A 12,927-nucleotide genomic window follows, 5' to 3' on the forward strand; every position below is an offset into this window, starting at 1 on the left:
GTGCATTTTCCGACGAAGCCGATTTTTTGCCCCTTTTTGGAGCGAAGAGGTCGGTTTCGCGATTTAACCGCGCCAAAAACGACCCCTCGCCCTGTACGGAAATCACTGTCGGACGAGTTGCACCTTTTCCTCGAAAAATTCGGGTTGCACCTGGTTGCACCCGAATTGTCCTACAGCTAATCTTGGCGCCAGCTTAGGCCACAGCCGTGGCAATAACGAGGATAAGAAATGGCGACGACCACCCTTGGGGTCAAACTCGATGACCCTACCCGTGAGCGACTCAAGGCAGCAGCGCAGTCGATAGACCGCACGCCGCACTGGTTGATCAAGCAGGCGATCTTCAATTACCTGGAGAAGCTCGAGGGTGGCGCGACCCTGAACGACCTCAACGGCCATGCCGGCAGCCTGGCCGATGACGCCGGCGAGGTCCAGCCTGACCATGGTCACCAGTGCTTCCTGGAATTCGCCGAGAGCATCCTGCCCCAGTCGGTACTGCGCTCGGCCATTACCGCCGCATACCGCCGCCCCGAGCAGGAAGTGGTACCGATGTTGCTGGAACAGGCGCGCCTCAGCGCACCGCTGGCCGAGGCGACCAACAAGCTGGCCGCCGGCATTGCCGAGAAACTGCGCAACCAGAAAAGCGCCGGCGGCCGGGCGGGCATCGTTCAGGGCCTGCTGCAGGAGTTCTCGCTGTCTTCGCAGGAAGGCGTGGCCCTGATGTGCCTGGCCGAAGCCCTGCTGCGCATCCCCGACAAGGGCACCCGTGACGCACTGATCCGCGACAAGATCAGCAACGGCAACTGGCAGCCGCACCTGGGCAACAGCCCGTCGCTGTTCGTCAACGCCGCCACCTGGGGCCTGCTGCTGACCGGCAAGCTGGTCAGCACGCACAACGAAGCCGGCCTCACCTCCTCGCTCACCCGCATCATCGGCAAGAGCGGCGAGCCGATGATCCGCAAGGGTGTCGACATGGCCATGCGCCTGATGGGCGAGCAGTTCGTCACGGGCGAAACCATTGCCGAAGCCCTGGCCAATGCCAGCCGCTTCGAGGCCAAGGGCTTCCGTTATTCCTACGACATGCTCGGCGAGGCCGCCCTCACCGAGCACGACGCGCAGAAATACCTGGCGTCCTACGAGCAGGCCATCCACTCGATCGGCAAGGCTTCGCATGGCCGCGGCATCTATGAAGGCCCAGGCATCTCGATCAAGCTGTCGGCGCTTCACCCGCGCTACAGCCGGGCCCAGTACGAGCGGGTGATGGAAGAGCTGTACCCGCGCCTGCTGTCGCTGACCTTGCTGGCCAAGCAATACGACATCGGCCTGAACATCGATGCCGAGGAAGCCGACCGCCTGGAGCTGTCGCTGGACCTGCTCGAGCGCCTGTGCTTCGAGCCGGCGCTGGCTGGCTGGAACGGCATCGGCTTCGTCATCCAGGCCTACCAGAAGCGCTGCCCGTACGTGATCGACTACGTTATCGACCTGGCCAAGCGCAGCCGCCACCGCCTGATGATCCGCCTGGTCAAAGGTGCCTACTGGGACAGCGAGATCAAGCGCGCCCAGGTCGAGGGGCTGGAGGGCTACCCGGTATACACGCGCAAGGTGTACACCGACGTGTCCTACGTGGCCTGCGCACGCAAGCTGCTGGCCGTACCCGAGGCCATCTACCCGCAATTCGCCACCCACAACGCCCACACCCTGTCGGCCATCTACCATATTGCCGGGCAGAACTATTACCCGGGCCAGTACGAGTTCCAGTGCCTGCACGGCATGGGCGAGCCCCTGTACGAGCAGGTGGTCGGCAAGCTGGCCGATGGCAAGCTGAACCGCCCATGCCGCGTCTATGCTCCGGTGGGCACCCACGAAACGTTGCTGGCCTACCTGGTGCGTCGCCTGCTGGAAAACGGCGCCAACACCTCGTTCGTCAACCGCATTGCCGACCACTCGATCTCGATCCAGGAACTGGTCGCCGACCCGGTCGCCAGCATCGAACGCATGGGCACCCAGGAGGGCAGCATCGGCTTGCCGCACCCGCGCATCCCATTGCCGCGTGACCTGTATGGCAGCGAACGGGCCAACTCGGCCGGTATCGACATGGCCAACGAGCACCGCCTGGCTTCGCTGTCCTGCGCCATGCTGGCCACCGCTCACAATGACTGGAAAGCCGCCCCGCTGCTGGCCTGCGCCGCCAGTGAGGCGGCTGCGGTAGCGGTGCTGAACCCGGCAGACCACCGCGATGTGGTAGGCCATGTGCAGGAAGCTACGGTCGCCGACGTGGACAACGCCATCCAGTGCGCCATCAACGCGGCGCCGATCTGGCAGGCCACCCCGCCGGCAGAGCGCGCCGCGATTCTGGAGCGTACCGCCGACCTGATGGAGGCAGAAATCCAGCCGTTGATGGGGCTGCTGATTCGCGAAGCCGGCAAGACCTTTGCCAACGCCATCGCCGAAGTGCGTGAGGCGGTGGACTTCCTGCGCTACTACGCGGTGCAGGCCCGCAACGACTTCAGCAATGACGCGCACCGCCCGCTGGGGCCGGTGGTCTGCATCAGCCCATGGAACTTCCCGCTGGCGATTTTCACCGGTCAGGTGGCCGCAGCCCTGGCTGCCGGCGACCCGGTACTGGCCAAGCCTGCCGAACAGACCCCACTGATCGCCGCGCAGGCCGTGCGCCTGTTACTGGAAGCCGGCATTCCGGAAGGTGTACTGCAGTTGCTGCCAGGGCGCGGTGAAACCGTGGGTGCCGGCCTGGTTGGTGACGAGCGGGTCAAAGGCGTGATGTTCACTGGTTCCACCGAAGTCGCGCGCCTGCTGCAGCGCAACGTCGCCGGCCGCCTGGACAACCAGGGGCGGCCGATCCCGCTGATCGCCGAAACCGGTGGCCAGAACGCCATGATCGTCGACTCTTCTGCGCTCACCGAGCAAGTGGTGATCGACGTGGTATCGTCGGCCTTCGACAGCGCCGGCCAGCGTTGCTCGGCCCTGCGTGTGCTGTGCCTGCAGGAAGACTCCGCCGACCGCGTGATCGAAATGCTCAAGGGGGCCATGGCTGAAAGCCGCCTCGGCTGCCCGGACCGCCTGGCAGTTGACATTGGCCCGGTGATCGACGCCGAAGCCAAGGCCGGTATCGAGAAGCACATCCAGGGCATGCGTGAAAAAGGCCGCTCGGTCTACCAGGTCGCGATCGCCGATGCTGCCGAGATCAAGCGCGGCACCTTCGTCATGCCGACCCTGATCGAGCTGGACAGCTTCGACGAGCTGAAGCGTGAAATCTTCGGCCCGGTGCTGCACGTGGTGCGCTACAACCGCCGCAACCTCGACCAGTTGATCGAGCAGATCAACAACTCCGGCTATGGCCTGACCCTTGGCGTGCACACCCGCATCGACGAGACCATTGCCAAGGTGGTGGAAACCGCCAACGCCGGCAACATGTACGTCAACCGCAACATCGTTGGCGCCGTGGTAGGCGTGCAGCCCTTCGGTGGTGAAGGCCTGTCTGGTACCGGCCCGAAAGCCGGCGGCCCGCTGTACCTGTATCGCCTGCTGTCGACCCGCCCGGCCGACGCGATTGGCCGCCACTTCCAGCAACAGGATGGCGAAGGCAAGCCGGACCGTACCCTGCATGAGCAACTGGTGAAGCCGCTGCACGGTTTGAAGGCCTGGGCCGAGAGCAATCAGCTGGCCGACCTGGCCGCGCTGTGCGACCAGTTCGCTGGCCAGTCGCAGAGCGGCATCGCCCGCCTGCTGCCAGGCCCGACCGGTGAGCGCAACAGCTACACCATCCTGCCGCGCGAGCATGTGCTGTGCCTGGCCGACAATGAAACCGACCTGCTGGCGCAGCTCGCCGCGGTGCTGGCTGTTGGCAGCTCGGCGGTGTGGGCTGACAGCGAACCGGGCAAGGCCTTGCGCGCGCGCCTGCCGCGTGAGTTGCAGGCCAAGGTGAAGCTGGTGGCGGACTGGAACAAGGATGAAGTGGCGTTCGACGCCGTGATCCACCATGGCGACTCGGACCAGCTGCGTGGCGTTTGCCAGCAGGTGGCCAAGCGTGGCGGGGCGATCGTGGGTGTGCACGGGTTGTCCAGCGGGGATCATCAGATTGCGCTGGAGCGGCTGGTGATTGAGCGCGCGGTTAGTGTGAATACTGCGGCGGCCGGTGGTAACGCCAGCTTGATGACGATTGGCTGAGGCTGAGGGTTGTTGAGGGAAAGGGAGAGCTTTGGCTCTCCTTTTTTTATGGGTGTCCGCCTTGAGATTGGGGGTGGGCTGACAGGTGACCGACACAACATTTTCAGCGCCTTTGAGATCGAGCGCCGCCCGCGCGGCGCATCGCGAGCTGGCGCTCGCTCCTACGTTTGTTTCGGGCCAGTGAGGCCTGTGACAGGCGTGCGCGACCGCCTTGTTCATACGACACAATATCAAGCCATGCGTCAAAGCGTTCGCGCGCAAATCCCACAGGAATGATTGGCCCGAAAAAAACGTAGGAGCGAGCGCCAGCTCGCGATGCGCCGCGCGGGCGGCGCTCGGTCTTACAGGCGCCGAAGCTGCTGCGGCGAACAAAGCGGGCATCCGTGACCGAGCAGGTGCCACACTATCTTTCCAAGATGCGCGACTCAGAGTTACGCCTAAGCCACCAGATACCGCCAGCCTGGCGAAACTTCGCTCATTTTCGCCCAACGGTACCCACCGCTGACTCACAACCCTACGGGTATTGGCGTAGTCTTTCCCGTCGCTCGCAAAAAAACGTCCCTCATCCCCTCGGGAGGTTACGAAGTTTGCGGCTAATGCCACACCAGTCCAGAGATCACTTTGGACGTAGGAAATTTTTGCGACGCACGTAGGTACCAAGACTGATAGCTGCATGCCTGTTGATCTCGCAGGTGCTGGAATGCTTGCTGCGAGCATCTGGTTCCGTTGACGCTCACTCTACGCAGCCCCTTCCCCCGTCAATCAACATCAGACGCTCCAAATACGAGGATCTGTGACTGAACATCATTTGTATCGATCATGGTAGCCAGTCTTATTCGGCCGATCCTAGACTCGCCTCAAGCCCGCTCAAGGACCGCCCCCATGCCCGAGACCCTGCTCAGCCCCCGCAACCTCGCCTTCGAGCTCTACGAAGTCCTCGACGCCGAAGCCCTCACCCAGCGCCCACGCTTCGCCGAACACAGCCGCGAAACCTTCGACGCCGCGCTGACCACCGCGCGCACCATCGCCGAGAAGTTCTTCGCCCCGCACAACCGCAAAGCCGATGAAAACGAGCCGCGCTACGTCGACGGCCGCGCCGAGCTGATCCCCGAGGTGAAACCCGCCGTCGACGCGTTCCTGGAGGCCGGTTTCCTCAACGCCAACCGCGACTACGACGCAGGTGGTATGCAACTGCCCAGCCTGGTCTCGCAAGCGTGCTTCGCGCACTTCCAGGCCGCCAACGCCGGCACCACAGCCTACCCGTTCCTGACCATGGGCGCGGCCAACCTGATCGAAAGCTTCGGCACGCAGGAGCAGAAGCGCCTGTTCCTGCAGCCGATGATAGAGGGCCGCTTCTTCGGCACCATGGCCCTGACCGAACCCCACGCCGGCTCGTCGCTGGCCGACATCCGCACCCGCGCTGAACCTGCCGGCGACGGCAGCTATCGGCTCAAGGGCAACAAGATCTTCATCTCCGGCGGCGACCACGAGCTGTCGGAAAACATCGTGCACATGGTCCTGGCCAAGCTGCCGGACGCACCGCCTGGGGTGAAGGGCATCTCGCTGTTCATCGTGCCCAAGTACCACGTCAACCCCGACGGCAGCTGCGGTCCGCGCAACGATGTGCTGCTGGCCGGGCTGTTCCACAAGATGGGCTGGCGCGGCACCACCTCCACGGCGCTCAACTTCGGTGACAACGGCCAATGCGTCGGCTATCTGGTCGGCCAGCCGCATCAAGGCCTGGCCTGCATGTTCCAGATGATGAACGAGGCGCGTATTGGCGTCGGCATGGGCGCGGTGATGCTGGGTTATGCCGGCTACCTGTATTCGCTGGAATACGCCCGCCAGCGCCCGCAGGGCCGCCTGCCGGACAACAAGGACCCGCACAGCAGCGCGGTGCCGATCATTCAGCACACCGATGTGAAACGCATGCTGCTGGCGCAGAAAGCCTACGTCGAAGGCGCCTTCGATCTTGGCCTGTACGCCGCGCGCCTGTTCGACGACACGCAGACCGGCAGTGATGAGAGCGCCCGCAACCAGGCGCAGGAACTGCTCGATCTGCTGACCCCGATCGTCAAGTCCTGGCCCTCGGCGTTCTGCCTCAAGGCCAACGAACTGGCGATCCAGATTCTCGGCGGCCACGGCTATACCCGCGAATACCCAGTGGAGCAGTACTACCGCGACAACCGCCTGAACCCGATCCACGAAGGCACCGAGGGCATCCAGTCGCTCGACCTGCTCGGCCGCAAGCTGGCGCAGAACAATGGCGCTGGCCTCAAGCAACTGCTTCGCCGAATCGCCGCCACCGGCGAGCGCGCCAGCCATCACCCCAACCTCGACCCGCTGCGCCAGCCACTGGAGCAACTGGTCAACCGCCTGCAAGGGGTCACCCTGACCCTGCTCGGTGACCTGGCCCAGGGTAAAGTCGCCGGCGCCCTGGCCAACTCGGCCCTGTACCTGAAGGCCTTCGGCCACTGTGTAATCGGCTGGCGGTGGCTGGAACAGGCAGTCCACGCCGAACTCGGGCTGCTCAAGGCCGACGCTGCCGATCGCGACTTTTACCTCGGCAAGCTGCAGGCCGCCCGTTATTTCCTGACCTGGGAAGTACCAGGCTGCCATAATGAGCTGGCATTGCTCGAGGCGCGCGACAACACTTGCCTCGCGATGCAGGACGAGTGGTTCTAGGGGGAGCCACCGTGTACACGGAGGCTTGCACATGTTCGATTCCAGCGCCCTGCTGCGCCAGCGCTTTGCCGCGCTGCGCAGCAAGGCCGAGTTGTTTTCCCTGCGCCATGTGAAACAGTCGCACCAGGCGCTTTCGGTTCGCCGCAATGTGGCCGAGCCACCCTCGTTCAGCCAGGACGAGGGCGCAATGCTTACCGTACGGGTCAATGGCGTGGAGGCCTATGCGGCCACCGCCGATCTGTCGCAGGCCGGCCTGCAGCGCGCCCTGGAGCACGCCGAAGCCCTGGCCCGGCAGATTGCCCGGCATAGCCTGCTGGACCTGCGCGGGCAACCCGTGCCCAGCGCCCGCCACGACCACATCTCGCCCAACCTCGACCAGCCCGTGCCCAGCCTGGCCGACTGCCTTGGCCTGCTCGCCGCGGAATCAGCCAGCGTACCCAAGGACAGCCGCCTGGTGGACTGGCAGGCCAGTCTGGGCCTGAGCCTGGTCGAGCAGACCTACCTGAACTCAGCCGGCGCCGAGCTGCGCCATGCCCAGCGCTTTCTGTTCCCGGGGCTGGGGGTAACTGCCAGCAACGGCCAGGACAGCCAGAGCCGCAGCCTGGGCCGCGACAATTTCGGCCAGCAAGGCGGTTACGAGATCGTTGAGCGTTGTGGCCTGGTGGGCGCCGCCAGCCGGGTCGCCGACGAGGCCCTGCAGTTGCTGCTGGCCCCTAATACGCCCAGTGGCCCGCGCGACCTGCTGTTGATGCCCGACCAGATGATGCTGCAGATTCACGAATCGATCGGCCACCCGCTGGAGATGGACCGCATCCTCGGTGACGAGCGTAACTACGCGGGCACCAGCTTCGTCAAAGCCAGTGACTTCGGCTACCTGCAGTACGGTTCCAGCCTGCTGAACGTGACCTTCGACCCGACCATCGGCGAAGAACTGGCCAGCTACAGCTTCGATGATGACGGCACACTGGCCAGCAAGCAGTTCCTGATCCGCGACGGCCTGCTGCTGCGTCCACTGGGTGGCGCTTTGTCGCAGTTCCGCTCCGGCCTGGACGGTGTGGCCAACAGCCGCGCCTGTGGCTGGAACCGTGCGCCGATCGACCGCATGGCCAACCTCAACATCGAGCCGGGCGAGCACTCCCTCGAACAACTGATCGCGGGCATCGAGCACGGCATCCTGATGCGGACCAACCGGTCCTGGTCCATCGACGACGCGCGCAACAAGTTCCAGTTCGGCTGCGAATGGGGCCAACTGATCGAGAACGGCGAGCTCAAGGGCATCGTCAAGAACCCCAACTACCGGGGCATCTCCGCACAGTTCTGGCGCAACCTGGCAGCGGTCGGCGACCGCAGCACCTTCCAGGTACTGGGCACGCCCAACTGCGGCAAGGGCGAACCCAACCAGGTGGTGCGCGTGGGCCACGCCTCGCCGGCCTGCGTGTTCCGCCAGATCGATGTATTCGGAGGGGATGCCTGATGAAACACGCCTTTGAAACCCTGGCCGGGGAGGTGCGCGCCGCCCTGGAACGTGGCGAGCAGTTCACCCTTGGCTACAGCGCCGAGCAGTCCCAGTTCGTGCGCTTCAACCACGCCAAGGTGCGCCAGGCCGGGCATGTCAGCCAGGCCAGCGCGCAGCTGCGGCTGATCCGCGACGGTCGCCAAGCCGAGCAGCAGGTGACCTTGAGTGGCGATGCGCAACTGGACCGCCAACGCTTGGCGGATGCCCTGGCGCAACTGCGCCAGACCCTGCCACTGCTGGCCGTCGACCCTTACCTGCGCCTGGACGAAAGCGCCTGGCACAGCCACAGCCAGCAACAGCAGCCGCTCCCTGAACTCAGCGATGTGCTGGCGTTGCTCGACCGCGAAGCGGGTGACCTGGACCTGGTCGGCATTTATGCCGCGGGCCCGGTCTGCCGGGGCTTCGCCAGCTCGTTCGGTGCCTTCGGCTGGCACCAGGCCAACAGCTTCAACTTCGACTGGAGCCTGTTCCACGAAAACGGCCAGGCGGTGAAGGCCAACTACGCCGGCCAGGTGTGGAACCCCGACGACTTCACCGCGCGCCTGCGCCAGGCGCGGGAGCAGTTGGGCTTCCTCGGGCGCCCGGCGGTCACCCTCGAACCCGGCAGCTACCGTGCCTACCTGGCCCCGGCGGCGATGGACGAAATCGCCGGCATGCTGTGCTGGGGCGGTTTTTCCGCCCAGGCGCTGGCCACCGGCAATAGCGCCTTGCAGCGCCTGTACAACGGCGATGCACGGCTGAGCCCGCTGGTGAGTTTCACCGAGCAGGTCAGCGGCTCGCTGAGCCCGGCGTTTTCCGATGAAGGCTCACCGCGCCTGGATGTGCCGCTGATCCAGCAAGGCCGGGCGGCGCAACGGCTGATCAGCGCGCGCAGCGCCGCCGAATTCAAGCTGCTGGCCAACGGCGCCGACAGTTACGAGTCGCCCTGCGCACTCAGCCTGGCACCGGGTGGCCTGCCCATGGACGAGGTCTTGCAGCGGCTGGGCACTGGGCTGTACATCAGCAACCTGTGGTACCTCAACTACTCGGACTTGCCAGCAGCGCGCATGACCGGGCTGACCCGGTTCGCCACCTTCTGGGTAGAGAACGGGCAGATCCAGGGGCCGGTGAGCACCATGCGCTTCGATGACAGCCTGTACAGTTTGCTCGGTAGCCAACTGGAGGACCTGACCCAGGAGCGCGAGATGATCCTGTCGACCAGCACCTATGGACAGCGCAGCACCGGGTCGAGTCATTTGCCGGGTGCGCTGGTCAAAGGCCTGACCCTGACATTGTGATTGGACTTGCCGGCCCTTTCGCGGCTAAAGCCGCTTCTACAACGAACGCGTAATCCTTGTAGAAGCGGCTTTAGCCGCGAAGAGGCCGGCACTGACAAACGAGGAAGTCATGCCCGAACGCACCCCGCTAGACCCCGCCACCGCCCGCTGGATCCCCTGGGTGGTCGCCATCGCCTTCTTCATGCAGTCCCTGGACGGCACCATCCTCAACACCGCGCTGCCGGCCATGGCCCGCTCGCTGGCCGAAGACCCGCTGCGGATGCAGGGCGTAATCATTGCCTACATGCTCACGGTGGCCCTGCTGATACCCGCCTCGGGCTGGATCGCCGACCGCTTCGGCACCAAGCGCATCTTCTTCAGCGCCATCCTGCTGTTCAGCTTTGGTTCGCTGCTATGCGCCGCCGCCAACAGCCTCGGCTTCCTGATTTTCGCCCGTGTGGTGCAGGGCCTGGGCGGCGCCCTGATGCTGCCGGTCGGGCGGCTGGTGGTGTTGCGCGCCTACCCGCGCAGCGAGCTGGTACGCATCATGAGCTTCATTACCATCCCCGGCCTGCTCGGGCCACTGCTGGGTCCGACGGTGGGCGGCTGGCTGGTGGAGATCCTCAGCTGGCACTGGATTTTCCTGCTCAACCTGCCTGTCGGCCTGCTGGGCTGCTACGCCGTCTGGAAGTTCATCCCCGACCTGCGCGGCGCTGAACGCACCCGCTTCGATACCCCTGGCTTCCTGCTGTTCGGCGCCGCGATGGTGCTGATCACCATTGCCATGGAGGGGCTCGGCGAGCTGCACCTGCCGCACCTGCGGGTGATGCTGCTGCTGTTTGCCGGCATGGCGTGCCTGGCCGCCTACTGGCTGCGCGCCGGGCGCGACCCCGAGCCGCTGTTCTCGCCCAGCCTGTTCCGCGTGCGCACCTTCGCCATTGGTATCCTGGGCAACCTGTTCGCGCGCCTGGGCAGCGGCGCCCTGCCGTTCCTGGTGCCGTTGCTGCTGCAAGTCGCACTGGGCTATTCGCCGGCCCAGGCCGGCATGAGCATGATCCCGCTGGCGGCGGCGGCAATGGTGGCCAAATCCCTTGCCAGGCCGCTGATCGAACGCTTCGGCTACCGCATCATCCTGACCAGCAATACCTTGCTGCTGGGCCTGCTGCTGGCCAGCCTTGGGCTGGTTGACGAGCAGACGTCCTATGCCGTGCTGCTGATCCAGCTGGGGCTGCTGGGCGCGGTCAACTCGATGCAGTTCACGGCAATGAACACGGTAACCCTGATCGACCTCGACGATGCCAGCGCCAGCAGCGGCAACAGCCTGCTATCGGTGGTCGCGCAGCTGGCGCTGAGCCTGGGCGTGGCCTGCGCCGGCGCCCTGCTTGGCGGCTTCACCGCCGCCGGCAGTGCCGAAGGTGTGGACACCACATTGGGCGCCTTCCAGCTGACCTTCGTCACCATCGGCGTGATGGCCATGCTGGCGGCGGCGATCTTCCTGCAGCTGGCACCGACGGACGGAAGGCGTGCCCGTCGTCCGGAACACCACATGGAGTCTTAGGGCGAATGGCCACGAGGCTGGTAGACTATGCGGCATTTTTAGCTTCGCACCGCAGGCCCGCCTCGTGACCACCGAATCCACCGCCTTTGCCACCTTGCCGCTGTCCACTGCCATGCTGGCCAACCTGGACGCCCTCGGCTATGCCGCGATGACACCGATCCAGGCCCAGAGCCTGCCGGTCATCCTCAAGGGCCAGGACCTGATTGCCCAGGCCAAGACCGGCAGCGGCAAGACCGCCGCCTTCGGCATCGGCCTGCTGAACCCGATCAACCCGCGTTACTTCGGCTGCCAGGCCCTGGTGCTGTGCCCGACCCGCGAACTGGCCGACCAGGTCGCCAAGGAACTGCGCCGCCTGGCCCGCGCCGAGGACAACATCAAGATCCTGACCCTGTGCGGTGGTGTCTCGCTGGGCCCGCAGATCGCCTCGCTGGAACACGGTGCGCACATCATCGTCGGTACGCCTGGGCGCATCCAGCAGCACCTGGACAAAGGCACACTGGTACTCGATGGCCTGAACACCCTGGTGCTCGACGAAGCCGACCGCATGCTCGACATGGGCTTTTTCGATGCCATTGCCAGCATCATCGGCAAAACCCCATCGCGCCGCCAGACCCTGCTGTTCTCGGCCACCTACCCGGCCGGCATCAAGCAACTGGCCGCCGACTTCATGCGTAACCCGCAGCAAGTGAAAGTCGAGAGCCTGCACACCGACAACCAGATCGAGCAACGCTTCATCGAGATCGACCCAGAGCAGCGCCTGGAGGCGGTGACCCGCGTGCTGGGCCACTATCGCCCGCAGTCGTGCGTGGCGTTCTGCTTCACCAAGCAGCAGTGCGAAGACGTGGTTGCCCACCTGACCGCCAAGGGTATCGTCGCCCAGGCGCTGCACGGCGACCTGGAGCAGCGCGACCGCGACCAGGTTCTGACCATGTTCGCCAACCGCAGCAGCTCGGTGCTGGTGGCCACCGACGTGGCCGCGCGCGGCCTGGACATCGATGGCCTGGACATGGTCATCAACGTCGAGCTGGCACGCGATGCGGAAATCCACGTGCACCGCGTGGGCCGTACTGGCCGCGCTGGTGAGAAGGGCCTGGCGGTGAGCCTGGTTGCCCCGGCAGAAGGCCACCGCGCCCAGGCCATCGAGCAACTGCAGAAGAGCCCGCTGCGCTGGGACCAGCTCGACAGCCTGAAGAACAAGGGCGGCGAGCCGCTGCTGCCGGTGATGAGCACCCTGTGCATCGCCGCCGGGCGCAAGGACAAGCTGCGCCCTGGCGACATTCTCGGGGCGTTGACCGGTGATGCCGGGATCCCGGGCAAGCAGGTGGGCAAGATCGCGATCTTCGACTTCCAGGCGTTTGTGGCGGTGGAGCGGGCGCTCGCCAAGCAGGCCATGCAGCGCTTGAACAGCGGCAAGATCAAGGGCCGGTCCCTGAAAGTCCGTATCGTCTGACATTTTTGGGGCTGCCTTGCAGCCCATCGCAGGCACGCCAGCGCCCACAGGGTCACCACAGGCCTTCAGGCTTGTGCGGTACCTGTGGGAGATTCTATGGTTCCTGGCAAGGGTAGCCGCTGCATCTTCAGTGCCTGTGAGATCGAGCGCCGCCCGCGCGGCGCATCGCGAGCTGCGCTCGCTCCTACGTTTGTTTCGGGCCAGTAACGCCTGTGACAGGCGCGCGCGGCCGCCTTGATTGTACGGCGCGATATTGAGGCATGCACCAAGGCGTTCGCGC

At 65.1% G+C, this 12,927-nt stretch carries 6 protein-coding genes; all 6 read left to right on the forward strand.

All coding sequences use genetic code 11. From position 1 onward, the window contains the following. Positions 1 to 228: 228 nt before the first annotated feature. The 6 genes from putA (at position 229) to dbpA (ending at position 12,647) form a co-directional block, all read left to right on the forward strand. Positions 229 to 4,182 (forward strand): trifunctional transcriptional regulator/proline dehydrogenase/L-glutamate gamma-semialdehyde dehydrogenase, encoded by a 3,954-nt coding sequence (putA, locus tag L1P09_RS22900; RefSeq protein ID WP_235768148.1) that lies wholly within the window; start codon positions 229 to 231, stop codon positions 4,180 to 4,182. A gap of 882 nt (positions 4,183 to 5,064) precedes the next feature. Beyond that, the gene (locus tag L1P09_RS22905) at positions 5,065 to 6,867 is read left to right on the forward strand and encodes an acyl-CoA dehydrogenase (RefSeq protein ID WP_054904955.1); all 1,803 of its coding nucleotides are present in this window, start codon (positions 5,065 to 5,067) and stop codon (positions 6,865 to 6,867) included. Between the two features lie 31 nt (positions 6,868 to 6,898). After that, on the forward strand, positions 6,899 to 8,341 hold the full coding sequence (locus L1P09_RS22910; protein ID WP_054904956.1) for a TldD/PmbA family protein: 1,443 nt from the start codon (positions 6,899 to 6,901) through the stop codon (positions 8,339 to 8,341). Beyond that, positions 8,341 to 9,660, forward strand: a complete 1,320-nt coding sequence (locus L1P09_RS22915) for a TldD/PmbA family protein (protein WP_054904957.1) — start codon at positions 8,341 to 8,343, stop codon at positions 9,658 to 9,660. The genes L1P09_RS22910 and L1P09_RS22915 overlap by 1 nt, the downstream gene beginning before the upstream one ends. 109 nt (positions 9,661 to 9,769) lie before the next feature. After that, positions 9,770 to 11,197: a multidrug transporter subunit MdtD gene (gene mdtD, locus L1P09_RS22920; RefSeq protein WP_029887785.1), complete on the forward strand. Its 1,428-nt coding sequence runs from the start codon at positions 9,770 to 9,772 to the stop codon at positions 11,195 to 11,197. A 112-nt stretch (positions 11,198 to 11,309) separates the two neighbouring features. Further along, entirely contained in the window at positions 11,310 to 12,647 is a 1,338-nt protein-coding gene (gene dbpA / locus L1P09_RS22925) for an ATP-dependent RNA helicase DbpA (protein WP_232108669.1), read from the forward strand. The last annotated feature ends 280 nt before the right edge of the window (positions 12,648 to 12,927 follow it).

Source organism: Pseudomonas juntendi, assembly GCF_021560075.1.
Taxonomy (GTDB): Bacteria; Pseudomonadota; Gammaproteobacteria; order Pseudomonadales; family Pseudomonadaceae; genus Aquipseudomonas; species Aquipseudomonas juntendi.

Coding starts and splice junctions, on each gene's coding strand:
- mdtD (WP_029887785.1), top strand. CDS start 9,770: ATGCCCGAACGCACCCCGCTAGACCCCGCCACCGCCCGCTGGATCCCC.
- L1P09_RS22910 (WP_054904956.1), top strand. CDS start 6,899: ATGTTCGATTCCAGCGCCCTGCTGCGCCAGCGCTTTGCCGCGCTGCGC.
- dbpA (WP_232108669.1), top strand. CDS start 11,310: ATGCTGGCCAACCTGGACGCCCTCGGCTATGCCGCGATGACACCGATC.
- L1P09_RS22915 (WP_054904957.1), top strand. CDS start 8,341: ATGAAACACGCCTTTGAAACCCTGGCCGGGGAGGTGCGCGCCGCCCTG.
- putA (WP_235768148.1), top strand. CDS start 229: ATGGCGACGACCACCCTTGGGGTCAAACTCGATGACCCTACCCGTGAG.
- L1P09_RS22905 (WP_054904955.1), top strand. CDS start 5,065: ATGCCCGAGACCCTGCTCAGCCCCCGCAACCTCGCCTTCGAGCTCTAC.